The 22,014-nt window shown below is 73.6% G+C and carries 22 protein-coding genes and 3 tRNA genes; 9 read left to right on the forward strand and 16 right to left on the reverse strand.

Going from position 1 to position 22,014, the window contains the following annotated elements; translation table 11 throughout:
- Nucleotide 1: 1 nt before the first annotated feature.
- Nucleotides 2–1,339 carry an ABC transporter substrate-binding protein gene (locus Q3W71_RS20110; RefSeq protein WP_302920889.1) on the reverse strand — a complete coding sequence of 446 codons (1,338 nt, stop codon included), beginning with the start codon at nucleotides 1,337–1,339 and terminating at the stop codon, nucleotides 2–4.
- A 161-nt stretch (nucleotides 1,340–1,500) separates the two neighbouring features.
- Here Q3W71_RS20110 and Q3W71_RS20115 point away from each other — a divergent pair, with 161 nt between their 5' ends.
- Nucleotides 1,501–1,890 (forward strand): hypothetical protein, encoded by a 390-nt coding sequence (locus Q3W71_RS20115; RefSeq protein WP_302920890.1) that lies wholly within the window; start codon nucleotides 1,501–1,503, stop codon nucleotides 1,888–1,890.
- 149 nt (nucleotides 1,891–2,039) lie between these two features.
- A complete protein-coding gene (locus Q3W71_RS20120) occupies nucleotides 2,040–2,744 on the forward strand; it encodes a DUF2786 domain-containing protein (RefSeq protein ID WP_302920891.1) in 705 nt (234 codons plus the stop codon).
- Between the two features lie 67 nt (nucleotides 2,745–2,811).
- Here Q3W71_RS20120 and Q3W71_RS20125 read toward each other — a convergent pair whose 3' ends face one another.
- Nucleotides 2,812–3,333 (reverse strand): SRPBCC family protein, encoded by a 522-nt coding sequence (locus Q3W71_RS20125; protein WP_302920892.1) that lies wholly within the window; start codon nucleotides 3,331–3,333, stop codon nucleotides 2,812–2,814.
- Nucleotides 3,334–3,494: 161 nt separating this feature from the next.
- Here Q3W71_RS20125 and Q3W71_RS20130 point away from each other — a divergent pair, with 161 nt between their 5' ends.
- On the forward strand, nucleotides 3,495–4,493 hold the full coding sequence (locus Q3W71_RS20130; protein WP_302920893.1) for a hypothetical protein: 999 nt from the start codon (nucleotides 3,495–3,497) through the stop codon (nucleotides 4,491–4,493).
- Nucleotide 4,494: 1 nt separating this feature from the next.
- Here the strand turns inward: Q3W71_RS20130 and Q3W71_RS20135 are convergent, their stop codons facing one another.
- The 4 genes from Q3W71_RS20135 to Q3W71_RS20150 form a co-directional block, all read right to left on the reverse strand.
- The gene (locus Q3W71_RS20135) at nucleotides 4,495–5,103 is read right to left on the reverse strand and encodes an isoprenylcysteine carboxylmethyltransferase family protein (RefSeq protein WP_302920894.1); all 609 of its coding nucleotides are present in this window, start codon (nucleotides 5,101–5,103) and stop codon (nucleotides 4,495–4,497) included.
- 3 nt (nucleotides 5,104–5,106) lie between these two features.
- Nucleotides 5,107–5,799, reverse strand: a complete 693-nt coding sequence (locus Q3W71_RS20140) for a cation transporter (protein WP_302920896.1) — start codon at nucleotides 5,797–5,799, stop codon at nucleotides 5,107–5,109.
- Nucleotides 5,796–6,146, reverse strand: a complete 351-nt coding sequence (locus tag Q3W71_RS20145) for a helix-turn-helix transcriptional regulator (RefSeq protein WP_302920897.1) — start codon at nucleotides 6,144–6,146, stop codon at nucleotides 5,796–5,798. Before Q3W71_RS20145 ends, Q3W71_RS20140 begins: the two co-directional genes overlap by 4 nt.
- 210 nt (nucleotides 6,147–6,356) lie before the next feature.
- On the reverse strand, nucleotides 6,357–6,752 hold the full coding sequence (locus Q3W71_RS20150; protein ID WP_302920898.1) for a RidA family protein: 396 nt from the start codon (nucleotides 6,750–6,752) through the stop codon (nucleotides 6,357–6,359).
- Nucleotides 6,753–6,872: 120 nt separating this feature from the next.
- Here Q3W71_RS20150 and Q3W71_RS20155 point away from each other — a divergent pair, with 120 nt between their 5' ends.
- Nucleotides 6,873–7,847, forward strand: coding sequence for a YafY family protein (locus tag Q3W71_RS20155; protein WP_302920899.1), 975 nt, complete (start codon nucleotides 6,873–6,875; stop codon nucleotides 7,845–7,847).
- A 24-nt stretch (nucleotides 7,848–7,871) separates the two neighbouring features.
- On the opposite strand, the gene Q3W71_RS20160 is transcribed toward Q3W71_RS20155, so the two are convergent.
- The 9 genes from Q3W71_RS20160 to Q3W71_RS20200 form a co-directional block, all read right to left on the reverse strand.
- Nucleotides 7,872–8,429: a putative immunity protein gene (locus tag Q3W71_RS20160; RefSeq protein WP_302920900.1), complete on the reverse strand. Its 558-nt coding sequence runs from the start codon at nucleotides 8,427–8,429 to the stop codon at nucleotides 7,872–7,874.
- Nucleotides 8,430–8,727: 298 nt separating this feature from the next.
- Nucleotides 8,728–8,801 (reverse strand) — tRNA-Phe (locus Q3W71_RS20165).
- Between the two features lie 98 nt (nucleotides 8,802–8,899).
- Nucleotides 8,900–8,976 (reverse strand) — tRNA-Asp (locus Q3W71_RS20170).
- A gap of 30 nt (nucleotides 8,977–9,006) precedes the next feature.
- A tRNA-Glu gene (locus Q3W71_RS20175) sits at nucleotides 9,007–9,079 on the reverse strand.
- Nucleotides 9,080–9,230: 151 nt separating this feature from the next.
- Nucleotides 9,231–10,019, reverse strand: a complete 789-nt coding sequence (locus Q3W71_RS20180) for a polysaccharide deacetylase family protein (RefSeq protein WP_302920901.1) — start codon at nucleotides 10,017–10,019, stop codon at nucleotides 9,231–9,233.
- Nucleotides 10,020–10,094: 75 nt separating this feature from the next.
- Complete coding sequence (locus Q3W71_RS20185; RefSeq protein ID WP_302920902.1) at nucleotides 10,095–11,030, reverse strand: MerR family transcriptional regulator; 936 nt, start codon at nucleotides 11,028–11,030, stop codon at nucleotides 10,095–10,097.
- Entirely contained in the window at nucleotides 11,020–11,631 is a 612-nt protein-coding gene (idi, locus tag Q3W71_RS20190; RefSeq protein WP_302920903.1) for an isopentenyl-diphosphate Delta-isomerase, read from the reverse strand. The genes Q3W71_RS20185 and idi overlap by 11 nt, the downstream gene beginning before the upstream one ends.
- A gap of 32 nt (nucleotides 11,632–11,663) precedes the next feature.
- Entirely contained in the window at nucleotides 11,664–13,145 is a 1,482-nt protein-coding gene (gene crtI / locus Q3W71_RS20195) for a phytoene desaturase family protein (RefSeq protein ID WP_302920905.1), read from the reverse strand.
- Nucleotides 13,146–13,173: 28 nt separating this feature from the next.
- Nucleotides 13,174–14,328, reverse strand: a complete 1,155-nt coding sequence (locus tag Q3W71_RS20200; RefSeq protein ID WP_302920906.1) for a polyprenyl synthetase family protein — start codon at nucleotides 14,326–14,328, stop codon at nucleotides 13,174–13,176.
- 66 nt (nucleotides 14,329–14,394) lie between these two features.
- Between Q3W71_RS20200 and Q3W71_RS20205 the strand changes: the two genes are divergently transcribed.
- Complete coding sequence (locus Q3W71_RS20205; protein WP_302920907.1) at nucleotides 14,395–15,324, forward strand: phytoene/squalene synthase family protein; 930 nt, start codon at nucleotides 14,395–14,397, stop codon at nucleotides 15,322–15,324.
- A 16-nt stretch (nucleotides 15,325–15,340) separates the two neighbouring features.
- On the opposite strand, the gene Q3W71_RS20210 is transcribed toward Q3W71_RS20205, so the two are convergent.
- Complete coding sequence (locus tag Q3W71_RS20210; RefSeq protein ID WP_302920908.1) at nucleotides 15,341–16,408, reverse strand: serine hydrolase; 1,068 nt, start codon at nucleotides 16,406–16,408, stop codon at nucleotides 15,341–15,343.
- A gap of 139 nt (nucleotides 16,409–16,547) precedes the next feature.
- Between Q3W71_RS20210 and Q3W71_RS20215 the strand changes: the two genes are divergently transcribed.
- The 4 genes from Q3W71_RS20215 to Q3W71_RS20230 all read left to right on the forward strand — a co-directional run bounded on the left by Q3W71_RS20215 (nucleotide 16,548) and on the right by Q3W71_RS20230 (nucleotide 22,014).
- Nucleotides 16,548–18,023 (forward strand): NAD(P)/FAD-dependent oxidoreductase, encoded by a 1,476-nt coding sequence (locus Q3W71_RS20215; protein ID WP_302920909.1) that lies wholly within the window; start codon nucleotides 16,548–16,550, stop codon nucleotides 18,021–18,023.
- Between the two features lie 115 nt (nucleotides 18,024–18,138).
- Complete coding sequence (locus tag Q3W71_RS20220; RefSeq protein ID WP_302920910.1) at nucleotides 18,139–19,137, forward strand: LacI family DNA-binding transcriptional regulator; 999 nt, start codon at nucleotides 18,139–18,141, stop codon at nucleotides 19,135–19,137.
- 464 nt (nucleotides 19,138–19,601) lie between these two features.
- Entirely contained in the window at nucleotides 19,602–20,981 is a 1,380-nt protein-coding gene (locus tag Q3W71_RS20225; protein ID WP_302920911.1) for an ABC transporter substrate-binding protein, read from the forward strand.
- Between the two features lie 82 nt (nucleotides 20,982–21,063).
- Nucleotides 21,064–22,014: a carbohydrate ABC transporter permease gene (locus tag Q3W71_RS20230; protein WP_302920912.1), complete on the forward strand. Its 951-nt coding sequence runs from the start codon at nucleotides 21,064–21,066 to the stop codon at nucleotides 22,012–22,014.

Below are 22,014 nucleotides of genomic sequence, written 5' to 3' on the forward strand. Positions count from 1 at the left end.
GTCAGTGCCGGATCTGCACCCCGGCGTCCGCCAGCGCCCGGATCACCTGCGCCGACTCGGCGAAGCCGATGATCAGCACGGCCTCGGCGCCGAAGTCCTTGATCTCCTTCGCCCCGGCGGTGAAGTCGACCGGCGCGGCCTTGGCGTCCTCCGGCGGGTCGTAGGTGAGCAGCTTGACCCGGTCGGCGCCGAAGCCGGCCCGCTCCAGCTCCTCCCGGACGTTGCCCTGGAGGCCCTCGCCGTAGGAGTCCTTCCGGGCGACCAGCGCGATCTTGCGGGGACCGTCGCGCAGTATCACGTCCGCGAGTGCGCGCCCCTGGAGGCTGTCCGGCGGCGCGGTACGGAAGTAGAGGCCCTTGTCGTCCACCTCGGTCAGGCTGGCGTCGGTGTTGGACGGAGAGATCATCACCAGGCCGGCCTGCACCACGTCCGGCAGCACGGCCCGGGAGATGCCGGAACCACCGGCACCGATGATGACGTGCACGCCGGCCTCGACGTGCCGGGCCACGGTGGCCTTGGCCACGTCCGGGTTGGTGCCGTCGTCGCCGTCGATCCAGGTCACCGGCTTGCCGAGCACGCCGCCGGCCGCGTTGATCTCCTCCAGGGCCAGCGCCGCGCCGGCCGCGATCGGCGGGTTGGCCAGGGACAGGTCACCGGTCTTCGGCAGCAGGCCGCCCAGCACCAGCGGGGCGTCCGGGGCCTTGCCCCGCTGCTTCTTCGCCTTCGGCGGCGCCTTGCTGCTGGCCGCGGACTCGTCGCCGGCCCCGACGAACTCGGTCTTGCCGTCGTTGAGCTGCTGGCCGTCGAAGTGCAGGGTGGCGTAGCTGGCGGTGGCCGGCTCACCGGCGTCGGTGAAGCCCGCCCGGGTCAGCGAGACGCTGCGGTACTCGATGTCCTGGCCGTTGCGGGCCAGCGCGAGGCAGCTCGCCGGGTCCTCGCAGCGCTGGCCGCCGTTGGTGACGCCGACGATCTGCTTGGCGATGGCGGCCGGGTTGGTGGTGCCGGCCAGCTGGGCGGCCAGCGAGCTGATGACGACCGCGTCGTACGCCTCGGCGGAGTAGAGGAAGTCGGTCAGCTTCGGGTCCACGGTGCGTAGCCGGTTCTTGAAGTCCTCCGGCAGCGGCGTGAGCGGCGTGGTGCCCTTCATGCCGTCGACCAGATTGGCCCGCTCCTTCAACTCGGCTGGGTACGAGTTGAGCATGTTGCCGTCGGTCCCGTAGAGGCGCACCTGGTGGGTGGTCGTCTCCTCGGGCTGGTCGGTCCCGCATGCGCTGGTGGCGAGCAGGAACGTCGCGCAGGCGGCCAGGGTGGCTGCCCGCGAGGCGCGTGATTTGAGCATGGTCGTCCTTCCTCCGGCGAAGGTCCGTTGCGCACATTAGCGTGCCGGCCCGAACCGCGGGACCGTGGAGCCCCGTCAATCCGCTGGTAGACGGCGTTGCCTACGCAGAGTGACGAGGGGCCGAAGGTGGTGGCTTGACCCGTCCCTCTACTGTGCGGTGCGTGACGAACTCACCACAGCAGATCCGCGACGACGCGGCCGCCGTGCTCCACTCCGCGCTGGCCGGCGACGGCGACGCGGTGGTGGGCACGTTCGACGCGGTGGTCGACCGGTCCGGCCTGGCCGGCGCGTACGGGGTGGCGTGGTGTCTGGCCGCCGCGATGGTGGGCGACGAGGTGCCGCCCGGGGCGTGCGCGCTGGACTTCCCCGGCATCGATCAGGCCGGCTACGACACCCGCTGGGTGGCCCGCTTCGTCAGCGCGTACGCCAACGCCGACGCGGACACCGGCGAGGCCCTGTTCGGCGCGGCCGCCGCCGACGGTCTGCTCTCGGACTGCCTGCTCACCCTCGCCGGCTCGACGGTCGCCACGCTGCGCCACCGAGCCGGCTGAGCCGGTTCCGCGCGGCCGTCGGCCGAGCCGTCCGCGTGCCGGTCGTGGCGACCTGCTGGCGCGCCCGGTCGTGGCGACCTGCTGGCGCGGCCGGCCGGGCCTCGGGCGCGGCGGTCGGTGGGTCGGCCCGCCGTGATAGGCCTGTGGGCATGTCCGAGGCCATGCTGAGCAAGGTGCGCAAGCTGCTGGCCCAGGCCGAGGACCCGGCCTGCACGCCGGCCGAGGCGGCCGCGTTCACCGCCAAGGCGACCGAGTTGATCGCCCGCTACGGCATGGACCGGGCGCTGCTCGCCGCCCGTGACCCGGCCACCGACCCGGTCGGCGACCGGGTGGTCGAGGTCGTCGCCCCGTACGCCCGGGACAAGGCCGGTCTGCTCGCCGCGGTCGCCGAACCGCTGCGCTGCCGCTGCGTACGCCGCCGCCAGGGCAGCGGGTTCGCGATGCACCTGTTCGGCTTCGCCAGCGACCTGGAGCGGGTGGAACTGCTCTTCACCTCGCTGCTGGTGCAGGCGGCGCACGGGCTGGCCGCCGAGGTGGTGCCGGCCGGCGAGCACCCGGCCGCGTACCGGCGGTCCTGGCTGGCCGGCTTCGCGCAGGTCGTCGCCGGCCGGCTGCGCGCCGCCGAGGAGGGCGCGGCCACCGAGGCGGGTGGCGGCTCGGTCGCGCTGGTGCTCGCGGACCGGTCCGACCGGGTGCAGCGGCGCCTCGCCGAGGTCTACCCGCGGCTGCGTACCGCGCCGCCGCGCCGGTTGGCCGGATCCGGATTCGGCTCCGGTGCGGCCGCCGGTCGCCGCGCCGACCTGGGCGGCCCGGTGGTCCCCGGCCCCGGCGGCCGGCCCGGTCTGGGCCGCTGAACCGGGCGCGGTGCCGGGTGGCACCTGCCTTCGATGCCCGGGCGTGCCCGGGCCGCTGAGCCCCGGGTCAGCTCAGGTCGGCGTGCCGGCCGACCGAGGCGGCGTAGCGGGAGAGCAGTTCGTGCCAGCCGGCGGTGAGTGCCTCCCGGTAGCCCTCGGCGGCGTCGCCGTGCCGGTCGAAGTGCCGGTGCACGACCTCGACCAGGGTCCGCGCCGGCCCTTCCGGATGGAAGAGGACCTCCACCTCGCTGGCCCGGGACGGGTCCGGCACCGGCACCCGGTCGGCGCCGATCTGCCAGGTGAAGACCAGCCGCCGGGGCGGGTCCCAGGTCAGCACCCGGCCCCAGTCGCTGCGGAAGCCGTACGGGCCGATCTCGTAGAGCATGCCGCCGGCCCGCGGCTCGATCCCCAGCTCCGCCAGGTGCGCCGGCCCGGACCAGGTGTACTCGGTCACCCACCAGTCGGTCAGCGCCCCGGTGAACACCGCGAACGCCTGCGCGGCCGGAGCCGGGACGAGGAGGCTGCTGCGTAACGAGAACCGCTCGGAATCCTGCTGGATCTCCGCCGGACCGGCCGTCTCCTGTCCCATAGGCCCGGACCATACCGGCTGATGCCTCGGTGTGCAGCTTCGCGCGGTGCCCGGTTCCGGACAGCGCCCTGGCGGCAGGGATGGCGGCCCGACGAACGGGTAAGCGCGCCGGCGCGGCCGGTCTCCTCCCGGCCGCTGTCGTCAGCGGGGGAGCGACGGAGATGAGTGGAACCGGGTCGGGTGACCAGGGCCGGCAGCAGGCTCAGGCGGGCGGCCAGCCACCGGGCCGGCGGGATGCGGGCCAGCAGCCGGACGAGCGCGGCAGCCGGCACGCGCAGTACGGCGACCAGCCGCCCGGCCCGGGTCGGCAGGGCGAACCGGACGTGCTGCTGGACGTGCCCGACCTCCGGGTGGAGTCCATCCGGCTGGCCGTGGACGCGCTGCGCGCCGACATCTCCCTCAAGGCCCGGCTGGCGAACCTGGTGCAGCTCGACGCCGGCGTCCGGGTCGACCTGCACGGCGTCGAACTGGACATCACCGACGTACGCGCCGAGGTGCTGCTGAAGGTGCGGCTGGAGGAGGTGAGCCGGATCCTGGACCGCGCGCTGACCACCATCGAGCGGAACCCGCAGATCATCGAGATGCTGGCCGGTGCCGCCGGCGGGGTGGGCGACGACGTGCACCGGACCGCCCAGCAGGTCACCGGCAGCACCGAGCGCCTCGACACGGTGGTGGACCGGCTCGGCAGGGAGATCGGTTCGATCAGCGCCCAGGCCAGGTACCGGGGTCCGGAAGGCGCCGCCGAGGGCGGCCGGGAGCAGGGCGGCGGTGGGCAGGGTCGGCCGGGCGGCGGCCAGGGGCAGCAGCCCGGCGGCGGGCGTCAGGCGGCCGGTGGCGGCCAGGCGGAGCAGCGGCAGCAGGGCGGTGGGGCGCCCGGCGGCGGTCAGGCCGAGCAGGCGCGGCCGGGCGGTGCGCAGGGTCAGCCGGGCGGCGGCCCGGGGCAGCAGCCAGGCGGCGGTGGCGGACGCCAGCCGGGCGGTGCCGGGCCGGGACGGCCGGAACCGGGTGCGCAGGGCGGCGGCCAGGGTCAGCCGGGAGGCGGCGAAGCCGGGCCCAGCCCGACGGAGCTGGCCGCGCAGGCCAGCGAGGCGCTCCGGCAGGCCGGGCGCAGCGTCTGGGAGGCGATCCAGAGCGGGGTGAGCCAGCACCGCCCCCGCTGAGTCAGACCCGCTCCAGCCGCCCCAGCCCGGGCAGGAAGCGCCCGACGCCGGCCGCGTACCGGCGGTAGGCCTCGCCGTGGGTGGCGAGGAGGTAGGGCTCCTCGACGGCGCGTACCTGAAGTTGCAGCGCCAGCACCAGGACGAGCCAGGCGGCCACCGAGACGGCGTTCGGCACCAGGAGGGTCAGGCCGAGGGTGGTGGCCGCCATGGCGGTGAAGATGGGATTGCGGGCCAGCGCGAACGCGCCGTGGGTCACCAGCTCGGTGCGTTCGGTCGGGTCCACGCCGATGCGCCAGGACGTCCCCATGGCGAGCTGGGCGGCGAGCGTGGCGACGATGCCGATGACCGTCACGACCAGGCCGACGAGGTGCAGCGGTCGGTGGTCGACGCCGGGCAGGGGCGGCAGGCCGGCGAGGGCAGCCACCGGACCGCCGAAGCCGAGCACGAGCGCGGCGACGAACAGCAGTTTGGCCCACCAGCGCAGGGTGCCGGGCCGGCCGGCGTCGAGGCGTAGGCCGGTGTCTCCGGTGCGGCGCCACTGGGTCACGGTTCGCCAGCCGAACGCCAGCAGCAGACCGAGCAGGTAGAGCAGCAGTGCGAGCCAGGCCATCGTTCACGCCTTCCGGTCGGTGCAGCAGCCGTCGGCGCAGCCGGAGACGCGGTCGGCGCCGGTGGCGATCGCTGGTGCGCAGTCGTCGCAGTGCTCGCCGCGCCAGGCCGCCACGCCCTCCTTCACCGCTACGCCGGCGATGACGAGCCCGGCGACGGGGTCGGCCCAGGACCAACCCCACAGCGCGTTGAGGAGCAGCCCGAGGAGGAGCACCGCGGACAGGTAGGTGCAGAGCATCGTCTGCGTGGAGTCGGCCATCACGCTGGCGGAGCCCAGTTCCCGGCCGGTACGTCGCTTCGCGCGGACCAGCAGCGGCATGACGATCAGCGACGCGACGGCCAGGCCGATGCCGACGGGGCTGGCGTCGGCGTCGCCGCCGGCGAGGAGCGAGCGGAGGGCGTCGACGGTCACCCAGGCGGCCAGGGCGAAGAACGACACGCCGATCAGCCGCAGCGCCAGGCGCTCGCGGTCCTCCGGTACCCGGGAGCGGAACTGCCAGATCAGCACGGCGGCGCTGGACACCTCGACGAACGAGTCCAGGCCGAAGCCGATCAGCGCCGTGGACGAGGCGGCCGCGCCGGCGGCCATGGCGACCAGGCCCTCGAGCAGGTTGTAGCCGGCGGTGGCGTAGGCCAACCACAGGCTGCGCCGCGACAGCACCGCCCGGCGTTCCGGGGACAGCAGGGCGACGCTCACGCGCTCGCCCCGACCGTGGGGGTGCCGTAGACCGGGCAGAGGGCCACCGCCTCGCCGGTGGCGGCCAGGAGCTGCTCCGCCGAGCGCAGCAGATCCAGCAGCTCCGGCCGGGTCAACGCGTAGAACGACTGCCGCCCCTCGACGCGGTAGTCGATCAGCCCGCAGTCCCGCAGACAGGCCAGGTGCTTTGAGACCGTCGACTGCGCCAGGCCCAACTCGTTGGTCAGGTCGACCACCCGCGCCTCGCCGGACGCGAGCCGTCGCAGGATCGCCAACCGGGTCGGGTCGCCGAGCGACCGGAACAGCGCCACAGCCGGTTCCCGCCCAGCGGTACAACCAATCGCCATAGCGTGATGATAGCGCCGGCTCGGCATCATGTGGCAACCGGCGCGGGCGCTGGCGGCAGCCCGCGGGCCACCGGGGACCTGCGTCGGCGCGGCGAAAAGAGGCTGGTCGGACACCCCGCCGTACGGCGGAACGCCGATCGCGCAACCGCGTCCTGGCTCGCGCCACCTGGCCGCCTCCGGCAGTGCTCTGCCGGAGGCGGCCAGGTGGTGTCACGCGACGGCGGTCCCCTCGAGTTCGACCATCAGCTCGGGGATCGCCAGCCGGGTCACCCCGAGCATCGTGGTGGTCGGCGCCACCCCGGCGGCGCCCAGCCGCGACGCCAGCACGCCGTAGTGCCGGAAGAGCAGGTCGACGTCGGTGGTGTAGACGTTGAGCCGGACGAGGTTCGCCAGCGACATGCCGGCCTCGCTGAGCACGGCCTCCAGGTTGTCCAGGCTCAGCGCCACCTGTGCCGCCATGTCGCCGGCATGCTGGGGCTTGCCCTCGTCGCTCGTCGCGGTCTGCCCCGAGCAGTACAGCGTCCGGGTGTGCCCGGAGACGACCTCACCCTGGTTGAATCCCATGCCCACCGACCACGTCACCGGGTTGACCGCCGTTCGCTCCATCGCAGATCCACTCCATTCGCTCCATCGGCCGTCGGCTCGGTAGCCGTCTCGCCGCCGTGCTGATGAGCCTCCCAACGAATCACGACATCTCATGTCGTGTATTCCTGGCATGATTTCCGGGTGCGCGCCGACCGGTTGGTCTCGCTGGTGCTGCTGTTGCGCCAGCGCGGTCGGCTGTCCGCGGCCACCCTGGCCCGCGAGCTGGAGGTGTCCACCCGCACCGTACTGCGCGACATCGAGGCGCTCTCCGCGGCCGGCGTCCCGGTCTACGCGGAACGCGGCCGGCACGGCGGGTTCGCGTTGCTGCCCGGTTTCCAGACCGAGCTCACCGGACTGAACCACGACGAGGCGCTCGCCCTGCTGGTCGCCGGCTCGCGGAGCGGCGCGCAGGCATTCGGCCTCGGCTCGGCCCTGGCGTCCGCCATGCGCAAGGTGGTGGACGCCCTGCCCGAGAGCCACCGGGACACCGTGACCGGCGCCGTCCAGCGACTGCTCGTCGACCCGGAGACCGACCTCCTCTCGCGCCGGCTGCTCCCCGAGGAGGTGCCCGACACGATCGTTGCCGAGGTCCGGCGCGCCGTGCTGGCCGGACACCGGCTGCGCATCCACTACGCGGCCGCGGGGCAGGCTCCGCGATGGCGCACGGTGGACCCGATCGGCCTGGTCACCGTGCGCGACCAGGGCTACCTGCTGGCCATGCGGTCCGGGGCGGACCGCACCTACCGGCTGTCCCGGGTCCTGGCCGCCGAGGAACTCGCCGAACCCGCAGAGCGGCCGGACCGGGTCGACCTGGACCGGGCCTGGCAGGAACGCAGTGCGCGGTTCCGGACCGGCGGCGACCAGGTCACCGTGCTGGTACGGGTGAACCCGGCGCGGCGGGAGGAGCTGGTCGGCACCGCGCTGGCCGTCCGCACCGAAGAGACCGACGCGGACGGCTGGCTGCGACTGGAGGTGACCTTCCAGGACCCGAGACACGCCGAATGGGCGCTGTGGCAACTCGCCACGAACGCGGAAGCCCTGGCTCCGCAGTGGTTGCGCACCGCCCTGCGCGACCGCGCCGCCGCGATCGCCACCCGCTACGAAGCGTCGTCCTGAGTCGTCATGGCGCTGGCCCGATGGTCAGCGGTTGGTCGCCGCCTGCCGCAGAGCCGCGTCCAGTCTCCGCAGTAGCTCCCCCGGCCGGCCGCGACCGCTCGGGGCGTTGGGGTAACGCCTCAGGACGTCCACTACGACGGCGCCCGCCAGGTCGCTCGCCTGCTGGATGCAGCGGGCGCCGACGTCACGGTCGTCGCCGGCATCGAGCTCGAAGGCCCGCGCGGCGTGGGCGGCCGGTCCGAGGATGTGCAGGACCTGGGTCGCTTTCGCCAGGGGATGCAGGAACGCGGCACTGGCCGCGGCAACGGCCGCGCGGGCCGCCTCGCTCGCAGCGGCCTGTCCCGCGTCGCGGGTCTCCTGATACGCCCGCTGGGCCGCCCACGCCCTGTCCCGGATCGCCTTGGTCCGCTCGCCTCCCCCGGCGAACGCTCGCGCAGCCTCGATCGCGGCTCGTGGGCGGCAATCGTCCGGGCGGTCCCGTTGGAAGATCGCCAACGCCGGCTCCGCGCAGGCCGCCGCATAGCCCGCGATGTCGCGCAGCTCAGCCATGCTGAGTTCGATCACCAGATTCTCATCGGGCACACCGTCGACCGTATTACTGAACCGTCGGTTGAAGGTTCTCGGTGACATCCGCAGGGCGGTGGACCAGAAACCTTCAAGGACAGCGGACCTCCCGCCGGTTGGTCTAGGCGCCACGACCCCGCATGAGAGGGCAGATGCCGGCCTGACAGGACGGCTTGGAAGCTGTTGGCGCCGCATCGACCCGAGCGGGCGGGCGTGCGCCAGCACCCGTCCGATTCCTCGCGGACTCGCCACCAAAAGCAGAGCGCCGACCGGCGTTTCCGCTGGTCGGCGCTGCTTAGCCCGGCGAAAGGCTATGTGGCCAGGGGCGGGGTCGAACCGCCGACCTTCCGATTTTCAGTCGGACGCTCGTACCAACTGAGCTACCTGGCCGTGCTCGGCTCATGCTACCCGCAGGGCGGAGTTTCCGCCGCGAGGGTCGCACGCTCCGATACGCAGAACGCCGCGCGGGTTGGGCGCGGCGTCAGCGCTGGCGGTCCTGACGGGACTTGAACCCGCGACCTCCGCCTTGACAGGGCGGCGAGCACTCCGACTGCTCCACAGGACCTAGCTTTGTTGCTCCGGCTTGCGCCGGTCGTGCCCCCAACGGGATTCGAACCCGTGCTACCGCCTTGAAAGGGCGGCGTCCTGGGCCGCTAGACGATGAGGGCGGCCCCGCCATCATTGCACATTCGCAACTTCAAGCGGACTTGCTCCCATCCGGCCCCGCCGGAGGCTTGGAAAGCATACGTGATGCCCGGCCGGTCGACCAAACCGGTATGGCGGTAGCCACAACGACACACGAAACCGCAGGTCAGCGGGCTAGCGGAGCTTGGTGACGCCGTACCGGCGCTTCAGGTCGCCGATCAGCGCGGGGCAGGCGGCCAGCGTCGCATGCCGGTCGCCGCCGCCGTCGTGCAGCAGGACGACAGCGCCGGGCCGGGCGGCGGTGTGCACCCGCTTGGCGATCGTCGCCGCGGGCGGCTTGCCCCAGTCCTGCGGGTCCACGGTCCAGTGCAGCGACCTCATGCCGAGCTGCTTGGCCGTCGCCACCACCTCGGCCGTCCACCGCCCGCCGGGCTGCCGGTAGAACGGCACCCGCGCCCCGGGCACGGCCGCCTGGATGGCCTTGTTCGTCCGGACCAGGTCGGCCCGGATCTCCGCCACCGGCCGCCGGCCCAGGTCAACGTCGTGGTTCCAGCTGTGGTTGCAGAGCTGGTGGCCCTCCCGGACGATCCGCCGCACCAGCTGGGGGTGGCGTCGGACGTTCCGCCCGACCACGCAGAACGTGGCGCTGACCCGGGCCGCCCGCAGCCGGTCGAGGACCTTCGGCGTCCAGACCGGGTCGGGTCCGTCGTCGAAGGTGAGCGCGACCTGGCGGACCCCCGTGCCCCGCTGCAACCCGGCCGGCAGCGTCTTCGGCAGCGGCCGCAGCCGGGGGCGGGACGGGGTGGCACGGGTCGGTCGGGGGGTCGGGGTGACGTCCGGCGTGGGGGTGGCCGTACCGGCGACGGTCGGCGGAGCCGCCGGCCGGTCGGTCGCGGTGCCGCTCTCGCCAGCGAGGACGATCACCAGGACCAGGGCGTACGCCAGCAGGGCGCGGTGGCGCATCGTTCGCTCCCGGAGGGGTCGGGGTTCGCGGACCCCACGACGGTAGTGGACGCCCGCCGGGAGCCGGGAGCCCGGTCAGCTCGCCGCCGGCCGGTCCAGCGCGTCCCGGACGGCCACGGCCAGCGCCAACGCCTCGGAGAGATCGACCGGTCGGACCACCCCCGCGGGCAGGGTGTCGGCCCGCCACCCCGGCCCCGCCGCGAGCACCAGCAGCGGCCGGCGGTGCGCCGCCAGCAGGGCGGCGAGCTGGTCCGGATCGGCGGTGGTCCGGGTGTGCGACCAGAGCACCACGGCGGCCGGCCCGGTCCGGTTGACCGCCTCCAGCAGCGCCGGCACCGGCACCCGGGCGCCCAGCATCCGGTAGCCGGCCCCGACCTCGGCCAGCGCGGCGGCCAACGCCTCCAGCGGCAGGCTGTGCTGCTCCTCGTCGGCGCAGGCGAGCAGGATGCGCGGCGGCCCGGGCGGCGCCGCGGCCCGGGCCGCCGCGGCGAGGGCCTCGGAGACGCACCGGGACACCAGGTGCTCCACCTCGACCAGGCCACCGGTGGCGTCGTGTCGCTCGCCGATGCCGACGAGCACCGGGCGCAGCAGCCCGTCCCAGGTGGCGACCACCCCGTCGGTGGCGATCGCCCGGGCGATCGTCTCGCTGATCACCACCGAGTCCAGCCGCATCGCGGCCCGGGCCAGACCGCGGGCCGCCGGCCCCGCCCGGCCCACCGGGATGGTCGGTCCGCCGTCACGACCGACGGCCGTACGCGCCGACGCGCCGGAGGGAACCACGTCCGGGCCCTGGCGGGCCCAGCGGGCCGCCTCGGCCGGGGCCACCCCCTCGGCGGTGAGCCGGCGCATCACCTCCAGCCGGGCGAGGTCGGCCGGTGTGTAGCGCCGGTGGTGCCCCGGGACGTGCTCGCTCGGCCCGAGGCCGTAGCGCTGGTGCCAGGTGCGCAGCGTGGTCACCGCGACCCCGAGTCGCCGGGCGACCGCTCCCGCGCTCAGTGCCTCATCGGCCACCCGGCCGCTCCGGCGCGTCGTCGGCCGGCAGCCCTGGCGGAACCACCGCCGGGCCGGCCAGTTGGCCGTTCGGGTTCAGCAGGCGGTTCACCACCCCGCCCAGCCACGGCGCGTACGCCCGGGGGTCGGCGTCGAGGTCGGCCGCCAGCCCGACCGGATCCACCCAGCGCAGCTCGGCCACCTCGTCGGGGTGCGGGCGCAGCGGGCTGTCCGGCCGGAACTCGCCGCGCAGCACGTGGTCGTACTCGAACTCGACCCGTCCGGTGACCGGATCCTCGGCGTAGTAGACGTACACCCCCACCTCGGTCAGCTCGACCGGGCCGGCGCCCAGCTCCTCGCGGAGCCGGCGGGTCGCGGCCTCGACCGGCGACTGGCCCGGCGTGGGGTGCCCGCAGCAGGAGTTGGCCCAGCGCAGCGGGAAGCGGGTCTTCGCCGCGGCCCGCCGTTGCAGCAGCACCCGACCGTCCGGGTCGACCAGCAGCACCGAGAAGGCGCGGTGCAGCTGGCCCGGCGGCTGGTGCGCCGCCGACACGCTCGTCTCGCCGACCGCCCGGCCGGTGTCGTCGACGAGTTCGACCTGGTGGCTCTCCCGGGAGGTCACCGGTTCCTGCCCTTCCGTTCCGAGGGGATGGCTCACCGGTCACCGCCGGTGATCCGGCCGGCGGCGAGCTTGCCGGAGATCAGCACCATCGGCACGCCCACCCCGGGCTGGGTGCCGGAGCCCACGAAGACCACGTTCGGCAGGGTGCGGTGCAGGTTGACCGGGCGGAACGGGCCGGTCTGGAACAGGCTGTGCGCGGCGGCGAACGGGGTGCCGGCCGCCATGCCCTGCTCGGCCCAGTCGGCCGGGGTGATGGTCCGGAGCACCTCGACGCCCGCGCCGAAGCCGACGTAGCCGCGTTCCTCCAGCGTGTCGACGAGCTGGTCGGCGTAGCGGCGGCTGAGGTCGCCCCGCCACTCGAACGGCGCCCGGTCGAGGTTCGGCACCGGGGCGAGCACGTAGTAGGTGTGCCGCCCGGCCGGCGCGACCGACGGGTCGGTCCGGCTCGGGTTGGTGACCAGCAGCGACGGGTCGCTCATCAGCCTTCCGCGCCGGATGACCTCGTCGAAGGTGCCCCGCCAGGCCCGTCCGAAGTGGATGTTGTGGTGGGCGATCTTCGAGTAGCCCCGGGTCGAGCCGACGTGCAGCACCACGCAGGACGGCGAGTAGCGCAGCCGCCGCTGCCGGACCGGCGGCAGCAGGTCACGGTAGGCCACCGGCAGGTCGGGGTTGAGCACCACCACGTCGGCCGGGATCCGCTCGCCGTCGGCGGTCAGCACCCCGGTGGCCCGCCCGCCGGCGGTCTCCACCCGGCTGACCGTGGTGCCGTACCGGATCTGCACGCCGTGCTTCTCGGCCGCGCCGGCCATCGCCCGGGAGACCGCGTGGATGCCGCCGCGCGGGAAGTACACCCCGGCCACCGAGTCGAGGTACGCGATGACCGCGTAGATGGCCAGCGCGTCGTGCGGGGCGAGCCCGGCGTACATCGCCTGGAAGGCGAAGATCCGCCGGGTGCGCGGGTCCCGGAAGAACTGGTCGATCTTGGTCTGGAGCCGGCGGAACGCGCCGCCGGCGAGCAGCCTCAGCAGGTTGCCGGTGAGCAGGTCGGTCGGGGCGTCCAGGTTGCGCTCGATGAAGTCGGCCCGCTCCAGCTGCCACAGCCGCCGGGCGTAGTCGACGAAGCGCAGGTAGCCGTCTGCCTCCCGGGGCCCGCAGACCCGGGAGATCTCGGCGGCCATCCGGGTGGTGTCGGTGATGACGTCGAGCGTCGAGCCGTCCGGGTAGTACGCCCGGTAGGCCGGGTCGAGCGGGGTGAGGTCGAGCCAGTCGGCCAGCTCCTCGCCGACCGCGCCGAGCGCCTCGGCGATCAGGTCGGGCATGGTGAGCACGGTCGGCCCGGTGTCGAACTCGTAGCCGTCGACGCCCAGCCGGCCGGCCCGCCCACCCGGTACCGGCTCGCGTTCCAGCACTGTCACCTGCCGGCCGCTGCCGGCCAGGTGCAGCGCGCAGGCCAGCCCGCCGAGGCCGGCCCCGACCACCACCACCCGGTCGGTGGGTCCGCTCACGGTCCGCACGCGACCACCTCCTTCACGAAGTTGCCCATCATGCCCGCCGGTCGGTGGCGGTGCCGGCGAGGCCGGTGAGCGCCATCCGCGCCGTCTCGTCGATCGACGCGTCGCCGAGCGCGGTGAGCGCCTCCGCCACCCGGTCGGTGATCATCCGCTCGACCCGGTCGACGGCCCCGGTGTCGGCGACCAGCTCGGCCAGCCCGGCGATCTCCCGGTCGTCGCCGCCCGTACCCACCCGGTCCAGCGCCCGGCGCTGGGTCGGGGTGGCGAGCTGCCGGGCCAGCATGAGCAGCACCGTCGGCTTGCCGGTGCGCAGGTCGTCGCCGGCCGGCTTGCCGGTGGTGGCCGGGTCGCCGTAGACCCCGAGCAGGTCGTCGCGGAGCTGGAACGCCTCGCCGACCGCCCGTCCGTAGCGGGTGTAGGCGGTGACGAGCGCGTCGTCGGCGCCGGCGCCGGCCAGGTGGGTGCCGAAGAGCAGTGGCCGCTGCACCGTGTAGCTGGCGGTCTTGTAGCGGGCGACCCGCAGCGCCCGGTCGACCGACCAGCCGGCGGTGTCGCTCTCGCCGAGCACGTCGAGGTACTGCCCGGCCACGGTCTCCACCCGCATCTGGTCGTAGCAGCGGCGGACGTCGAGCAGCCGGGCCGGTGGCACTGCCGCGCGGGCGAGCAGCCGGTCGGCCCAGACCATGCAGAGGTCGCCGATCAGCACCGCGACCGCCTCGCCGAACCGGCGGGGGTCGCCCCGGTGGCCGGCGGCGGCGTGCTGGGCGGCCACCGCCACGTGCACGGTCGGCCGGCCGCGCCGGGTGGTCGAGGCGTCCATCACGTCGTCGTGCACCAGCGCGAAGGAGTGCAGCAGTTCGAGGGCGGCGAGCGCCGGCAGCACCGGTGGCAGCGGCTCGATCGGGCCCACCGCCCCGCGCCAGCCCCAGTAGGCGAACGTCGGGCGGACCCGCTTGCCGCCGGCGAGCACGTGCTCGCGCGCGGTCGCGGCGAAGCCCCCCATCGCCGCGTCGATCCCGGCCAGCGCGTCGACCTCGGCGGCGAGGAAGGCGCCGAGGGTGTCGTCCACCGCCGTGACCAGCTCCCTGGTGTACGCGGCCAGCACCGCGCGGATCGGATCGTCCCGGCCGGCTGAATCTGCCGGCGCGTCGCGAAGCGTATTACCCGCGGATGCGTCGTTGGCCATGCGGCTGAGCGTACCCTAGGGTTGTGAGTTGCGTCGATTGGTGCGTCGATTTTCGAGGGAGGGCCGGTGGACACTGATCTCACCGCTGCCTACGACCGCTGCCGTGAGCTGCACCGACGCCACGGTCGCACCTACTATCTCGCCACCCGGCTGCTGCCCGGGTGGAAACGGCGGCATGTGCACGCCCTCTACGGCTTCACCCGGTACGCGGACGAGATCGTCGACCGCACCGACGACCTGCCCCCGGCCGAGCGCGCCGCCCGGCTCGACGACTGGGGCGGCCGGTTCATGGCGGGCCTGCACGGCCAGCCGCTCGACGACCCGCTGCTGCCCGCCGTGCTGCACACCATCGCCGTCTTCGACCTCGACCACGACGACTTCGCCGCGTTCCTCAAGAGCATGGCGATGGACCTGACCGTCGACTCGTACCGGACCTACGACCAGTTGCTCGACTACATGGAGGGTTCGGCGGCGGTCATCGGCACGATGATGCTGCCGATCCTGGGCAGCAGCGATCCGCCGGCGGCCCGGGAACCGGCCCGCCAACTCGGCTTCGCCTTCCAGCTCACCAACTTCATCCGGGACGTGGCGGAGGACCTGGACCGGGGGCGGACGTACCTGCCGGACGAGGACCTGGCGCGGTTCGGCGTCACCCGCCAGGACCTGGTCGAGGCCCGGGCGCGGGGCCGGGCCACCCGGGCGATCCGGGAACTCGTCGCGTACGAGGTGGGCCGGGCCCGGGCGCACTACGCGGCGGCCGCGCCCGGGATCACCCTGCTCGCACCCGCCTCGCAGGCCTGCATGCGGACCGCGTACGCGCTCTACGGCGGGATCCTCGACGAGGTGGCCGCGCAGGACTACGACGTCTTCGCCCGCCGGGCCGTGGTCGGCCAGCGGCGCCGGCTGGCCGTGGCGGCCCGGGCCCTGCTGACCCCGACCGGCACGCCGGTGGTCACCGTCCCCGGGCCGCCGGTGCCGTGCCCGACGGCGCCGTGACCGCCGCTACGGCGGCTCAGAGGCAGCTGTGCAGCGCGTCGACCAGGGCCTCCACCCGGTCGAAGTCGGCCAGCCGGGCGGTCGCGTAGCCGAAGGTGTAGCCGCGGGCCGGGTCGGCCCAGGCGCAGCTGCCACCGATCCCGCCCATGCCCCAGCTGCCGTCCTCCTCCGCCTGCATGCCCAGCGTCCACCGGGTCCGCCGCTCCAGCAGCAGATCCGGGCCGTCGTACTGGACGCGGGTCGCCTCGGCCACCAGTTCCGGGCTGAACAGCCGTACGCCGTCCAGCGTGCCGCCGGCGAGCAGGCCCGCGTACAGGCGGGCCAGGGCGCCCGCGGTCGCGTGCAGGTTGACGGCCGGCACCTCGGCGCCCCGCCACAGCGGGCTGTTCACCATCGCCAGGTCCCGGCCGCCGGGCGGGTTGTCCAGGGCGCGCGCCCGCAGCGAGCCGGGCGTACCGGCCACCCGGACCGGCCATTGCGGATCGCCGTACGACAGGTCGGCGCAGCGGCGCTGGTCCGCCGGGTCCAGCCCGAAACCCAGGTCCAGCCGCCACGGGCCGGCGATCTCCTCGGCCAGGAACCGCCCCACCGACCGGCCGTCCACCCGCCGGACCAGCTCGCCCACCAGGTGCCCGTACGTCCAGGCGTGCTCGCCGGCGACGCTGCCCGGCTCCCACTCCGGCTCGGCGGCGGCCAGGTCGCCGGCGAGCAGGTCCCAGTCGGCGATCGCGGCGGCCGGCCGGGGCACCGGGAAGGCCGGCAGCCCGGCGGTGTGGTCGAGCACCTGCCGGACGGTGGCCGGGGCACGGAAGCCGGGCCAGTGCGCGGCGACCGGGTCGTCCAGCCCGACCCGACCCCGGTCGACCAACAGCAGCAGGCAGAGCGCCGCCACCGGCTTGCCGACCGAGTAGACGTTGACCAGCGTGTCGGCCCGCCACGGCCGGCCCGGGGACCGCTCGCCGCCGACCACGTCCACCACCGGTGCGCCGTCGTACCAGACGGCCAGGCCGGCCCCGGTCTCCCGGCCGCTGGCGAGCAGGTCCCGGAAGCAGTCGTGGACGGCGGCGAAGCGGGTGTCGGGCATCCGGTCACGGTAGGCGATCGGGGGCGCCGGCCGCGCCGCCATTCCGGTGGCCGCCTCGGCGGGGCGCCGCGGCCGGGGCCGGGCACCTTTTCCGGTGGCCGGCTGGTCCGCCGCCGGTCGCCTGGGGGATGCTGTCCGGGTGGCGGAGCCGGAGCAGGTGGACGTGGTCGTGGTCGGGCTCGGCGTCGGGGGCGAGGAGGTGGCCGGGCGGCTCGCCGAGGCCGGGTTGAGCGTCGTCGGCGTGGAGCGGGACCTGGTCGGCGGGGAGTGCCCGTACTGGGGGTGCATCCCGAGCAAGATGATGATCAGGGCGGCGAACGCCCTCGCCGAGGCGCGCCGGGTCGACGGCCTCGCCGGCACCGCCGAGGTGCGACCGGACTGGGCGCCGGTGGCCCGGCGGATCCGCGAGGAGGCCACCGACAACTGGGACGACCGGGTCGCGGTCGAGCGCTTCGTCGGGCGGGGCGGCCGGTTCGTCCGGGGCAGCGGCCGGCTGACCGGGCCGGGCCGGGTCCAGGTCGGCGACCAGGTGTTCCAGGCCCGCTACGGCGTGGTGCTGGGCACCGGCACCCGGCCGACGGTGCCGCCGATCGGCGGGCTGGCCGACACGCCGTACTGGACCAACCACCAGGCGGTCGAGGTCACGGAACTGCCCGAGTCGCTGCTGGTGCTGGGCGGAGGGGCGATCGGGCTGGAGCTGTCGCAGGTCTTCGCCCGGTTCGGGGTCCGGGTCACCGTCGTGGAGGCGCTGGACCGGGTGCTCGCGGTCGAGGAGCCGGAGGCGTCCGAGGTGGTCGCCGCGGCGCTCCGCGCCGACGGGGTGGAGATCCACACCGGGGTGCGGGCGGAGCGGGTCGGCCACGACGGGCAGCGGTTCACCCTGTCCGCCAGCGGCGGCGCCGAGTTCACCGCCGAGCGGCTGCTGGTGGTGACCGGCCGCCGGGCGCACCTGGAGGAGCTCGGGCTGGACTCCGTCGGGGTGGACGCCGGCCAGCGCTACCTGCCGGTCGACGACCGGATGCGGGTCGCCGACGACCTCTGGGCGGTCGGTGACGTGACCGGGGAGGGCGCGTTCACCCACATCGCGATGTACCAGGCGGCGATCGTGATCGCCGACATCCTCGACCGTGCCCGGCACGCGCGGGCGGGTGCGGATCCGAGCGGCACGGCGAGCGTGGTGGGCGGCGCGATGGGCGCGGCCAGCAGCCTCAGCGCCAGCGGGTCGAGCGGCTCGGCCGGCACCGTGCCGCGCGCCGACTACCGGGCGCTGCCCCGGGTCACCTTCACCGACCCGGAGGTGGGCGCGGTCGGGCTGACCGAACAGCAGGCCCGGGCCCGCGGGATCAACGTGCAGGTCGGCTTCACCAAGCTGGGCAGCTCGACCCGGGGTTGGATCCACGGGGTCGGCGACGAGGGCTTCATCAAGCTGGTCGCGGACGCCGACCAGGGGGTGTTGATCGGGGCGACCTCGGTCGGGCCGGCCGGCGGCGAGGTGCTCTCCGGGCTGGTGGTCGCGGTGCACGCGGCGGTGCCGCTCAGCCTGCTCCGGCACATGATCTACGCGTACCCGACCTTCCACCGGGCCATCGAGGACGCGCTGCGCAACCTGTCCTGAGCTGCCGGGCGCCGCGGAGCCGGTTGACGGGCGCCGGCAGCGTCCGGCAGAAGTGAGCAGTCGCCCGGCAGATGGCTGCTCATTTCTTTCAGCGCGATGACGTACGATTGCGGCCGTGACGAAGCGGTTGACCGAAGTTGCCAAGAAGGCGGGCGTCAGCGAGGCCACCGTCAGCCGGGTGCTCAACGGCCGGGACGGGGTCTCCGAGGCGACCCGGACGGCGGTGCTGACCGCGCTGGACGTGCTCGGCTACGAGCGGCCGACCAAGCTGCGCGGCGAGCGGGCCCGGCTGGTCGGGCTGGTGCTGCCCGAGTTGCAGAACCCGATCTTCCCGGCGCTCGCCGAGGTGGTCACCGGATCCCTCGCCCAGCGTGGGTTCACCCCGGCGCTCTGCGCCCGCACCATCGGCGGCGTCTCCGAGATGGACTACGTGGAGATGCTCCTCGACCACCAGGTCTCCGGGGTGATCTTCGCCGGCGGCTCGTACGCGCTCGCCGACGCCCGGCACGACCACTACCGCCGGCTGACCGACCGGGGCCTGCCGGTGGTGCTGGTCAACGCGGGGGTGGACGAGTTGGGCTTCCCCCGGGTCTCCACGGACGACGCGGTGGCGGTGGAGCAGGCGTACGGGCACCTGCGCTCGCTGGGCCACGACCGGATCGGGATGGTGCTCGGCCCGGAGGGGCACGTGCCGTCCCGGCGCAAGTTGAACGCGATGATCCAGGCCGCGGGCTGGACCGACGACGAGTTCGTCGAACGCTCCAGCTTCTCGATGGAGGGGGCCCGGGTCGCCGCGACCAAGCTGGTCGAGCGGGGCGTGACCGGCATCATCTGCGCCAGCGACGTGCTGGCCCTGGGCGCCATCCGGGCCGCCCGGCGGCTCGGCCGCGCGGTGCCGGCCGACGTATCGGTGGTCGGCTTCGACGACTCCGCGTTCATGACCTGCACCGACCCGCCGCTGACCACCGTGCGCCAGCCGATCGAGACGATGGGGCAGGCCGCGGTGGACCTGCTGGTCACCCAGATCGAGGGGGCCGGCGTGCTGCACGACGAGCTGCTGTTCGAGCCCGAACTGGTGGTACGCGGCTCCACCGCCCCCGCACCCGGCCGCTGACCCGGCGCGGCCGGCGGCCACGCCGCTGACCGTCCACCGCCGACTCACCGTCCGGCCACGGACCGCCTCCCTGACTGCCGAGAACGACGCTCCGGCCGTCGACCGCTGCTCGCGGTCGGCGGCCGTTTCGTTGTGGGCCGACGCCGGGCGGACCCCGCGAGATCCACCGGCCGGGAGCTGCCGTCCGGGGCACCGAAAGGGGACGAAGAGCAGGATTCTCGGCGCCGGGGTGAGCCTTGTCCCGATCTCTCGTCATACAGTCGTGTCTTTTCAAAACAGGATCGAAACCTTGCCGAGATCAGTCGCTCTCGTTACAGTGACTCCACTCACACCGGGCCCCGGCGTAGTCACCGCGGGTCAGGTCGCAGGACGGATACCTCACGTAGCAGGGCATCGGCCGCGGTGACGACCACCGCAGTTCCGCGAAGGTCATGGAGACACTCGTTCCGCGAAGGGATGGACAGATGTCCGTACCGCAGTACCGGAAGGCTGCGGCGTTAGCGCTCGTGGCCGGCCTCGGGCTCAGCCTCACCGCTTGCTCCACGAAGAGCGACGACGCCTCGAACGAGGCAGGTGGCAAGGTCACCATCACCGTCGACTGCCAGCCGGTCGGCTCCCAGAAAGAGCTGTTGCAGAACTGGAACGACGATGTCGCCGAGTTCCAGCGACAGAACCCGGACATCGTCATCAAGAGCGTCAGCGTCGGCGAGCAGTGCAACAACCCGCCGGACTTCACCGCCCGCCTCGCCGGCGGCACCGTCACCGACGTCTTCTACGGGTACATGACCGACCTGGCGCAGGTGCTGGACTCCGGTCAGGCGATGGACATCACCCAGTACGCCACCAAGGACACCATCCCGACCTGGGACAGCATCGACCCGGCGCTCAAGGAGGTCTTCAGCGACGGCGGCAAGCTCTACGCCGTCCCGGTGAAGAACTACTCGATGGGCCTGGTCTACAACAAGGTCCTGTTCCAGCAGGCGGGGCTCGACGTGAACAACCCGCCCAAGACCTGGCCTGAGGTCCGGGCGGCGGCCAAGAAGATCGCCGCGCTCGGCAACGGCATCGCCGGCTACGCCGAGTACAGCGCCGGCAACACCGGCGGCTGGCACTTCACCTCCCTGCTCTACTCCCAGGGCGGCCAGGTGCTGACCGCCGACGGCAAGAAGGCCGACTTCAACAACGCGATGGGCAAGCAGGTCCTGCAGAACCTCAAGGACATGCGGTACGGCGACAACAGCATGGGCAGCCGCCAGCTGCTCCAGTGGGGCGACCTGCTGACCAACGCCGCCGCCGGCAAGGTCGGCATGTTCATCGGCGCGCCGGACACCACCCAGGCGATCGTCAGCCAGTTCCAGGGCAAGTTCCAGGACTGGGCGATGGGCCCACTGCCCGGCCAGGACGGGCCGGCGAAGGCGACGCTCGGTGGCGGCGAGGGGTACTTCTTCAAGAAGGGCCTCACTCCGGAGCAGGTCAAGGCCGGCCTGAAGTGGATCGCGTACCAGAAGCTGACGCCGGGCAAGGGCCAGTTCGACTACGTCCGGTCCAAGCCGCAGAACTACCCGGTCGGTCTGCCCCAGCCGCTGCTCTTCGCCAACGGCAGCGAGGCGCAGAAGCAGGAGCTGGAACTGCGCAAGGCGAACGCGAACGTGGACACCGCGAACTTCGCGATCTTCGAGGCGAACCCGGTCCCGATCAAGGGCGAGCCCCGCAACGCGCAGGCGATCTACGCGGTGCTCGACGCGGCCATGTCGGGTGTGCTGACCAACCCGAACGCGAACATCGACGCGCTGCTCAAGACGGCTGAGGACAAGGTCAACCAACTCCTCGCGGCGGAGAGCTGACCGGTGGTGTGGGGGTCGGTCCGCCGGCCCCCACACCACCGCGCCGCACCGTCCGGTCACCGACTTCCGCGCAGGAGTTGCCTTGACGCTCACCACCCTCCCCGGTGCCACCAGGAAGCCGGGTCGCCCACCGGCTCCGCCCGGACCACTGCCCACCGGCCTCGGCCGCAAGGTACGGGACAACCTCACCGGGCACGCGTTCCTGATCGGCGCGGTGCTCTGCTTCGTGGTCTTCTCCTGGTACCCGATGATCCGCGGCGTCGTGATGAGCTTCCAGCGCACCCGGCGCGGCGAGACCACCTGGGTCGGCTGGGACAACTACGCCCGCATCATCGACGACCCCAGCTTCTGGACCGCGTGGAAGAACACCTTCTACTTCACGGTCCTCGCGCTCGTCCTCGGCTACGCGGTGCCGTTCTTCGTGGCGATCCTGCTCAACGAGTTCCGCCACGCCAAGGGGTACCTGCGGATCCTGGTCTACCTGCCGGTGATGCTGCCGCCCGCCTCGGCGCTCTTCCTCTTCAAGTACTACGCGTACGACCCCAGCGAGGCGGGCCTGTTCAACGCGATCCTCAAGGCGCTGCACCTGCCGACGTCGCAGTGGATGCAGTCGCCGGAGATGACCATGCCGGCGATGGTGATCGCGTCGACCTGGATGAACATGGGCAGCGCGGTGCTGATCTACCTGGCCGCGCTGCAGAACATCCCCGGCGAGCTCTACGAGGCGGCCGAGCTGGACGGCGCCGGGATCTGGCGGCGGATCCGGCACGTGACCATCCCGCAGACCCGGCTGATCCTCGCGCTGCTGGCGATGCTCCAGATCGTCGCCACCATGCAGCTCTTCATCGAGCCGCTGATCCTCGCTAACGGCGCCGGCGCCCAGGACTCGGCGACCTCGGTCGCGTACCTCATCTACCAGCACGGGTTCTTCCAGAACGACCTCAACGGGGCCGCCGCGCTCGGCGTGATCATGCTCGTGGTGCTGGCCGGCTTCTCCGCCGTCTACGTGCGGCTGACCGCGAAACAGGACTAG

The organism is Micromonospora sp. C28SCA-DRY-2, assembly GCF_030519475.1.
Lineage (GTDB): Bacteria > Actinomycetota > Actinomycetes > Mycobacteriales > Micromonosporaceae > Micromonospora.

Coding starts and splice junctions, on each gene's coding strand:
- Q3W71_RS20110 (WP_302920889.1), bottom strand. CDS start 1,339: ATGCTCAAATCACGCGCCTCGCGGGCAGCCACCCTGGCCGCCTGCGCG.
- Q3W71_RS20120 (WP_302920891.1), top strand. CDS start 2,040: ATGTCCGAGGCCATGCTGAGCAAGGTGCGCAAGCTGCTGGCCCAGGCC.
- Q3W71_RS20125 (WP_302920892.1), bottom strand. CDS start 3,333: ATGGGACAGGAGACGGCCGGTCCGGCGGAGATCCAGCAGGATTCCGAG.
- Q3W71_RS20130 (WP_302920893.1), top strand. CDS start 3,495: ATGAGTGGAACCGGGTCGGGTGACCAGGGCCGGCAGCAGGCTCAGGCG.
- Q3W71_RS20135 (WP_302920894.1), bottom strand. CDS start 5,103: ATGGCCTGGCTCGCACTGCTGCTCTACCTGCTCGGTCTGCTGCTGGCG.
- Q3W71_RS20145 (WP_302920897.1), bottom strand. CDS start 6,146: ATGGCGATTGGTTGTACCGCTGGGCGGGAACCGGCTGTGGCGCTGTTC.
- Q3W71_RS20150 (WP_302920898.1), bottom strand. CDS start 6,752: ATGGAGCGAACGGCGGTCAACCCGGTGACGTGGTCGGTGGGCATGGGA.
- Q3W71_RS20180 (WP_302920901.1), bottom strand. CDS start 10,019: ATGCGCCACCGCGCCCTGCTGGCGTACGCCCTGGTCCTGGTGATCGTC.
- Q3W71_RS20200 (WP_302920906.1), bottom strand. CDS start 14,328: ATGGCCAACGACGCATCCGCGGGTAATACGCTTCGCGACGCGCCGGCA.
- Q3W71_RS20210 (WP_302920908.1), bottom strand. CDS start 16,408: ATGCCCGACACCCGCTTCGCCGCCGTCCACGACTGCTTCCGGGACCTG.
- Q3W71_RS20225 (WP_302920911.1), top strand. CDS start 19,602: ATGTCCGTACCGCAGTACCGGAAGGCTGCGGCGTTAGCGCTCGTGGCC.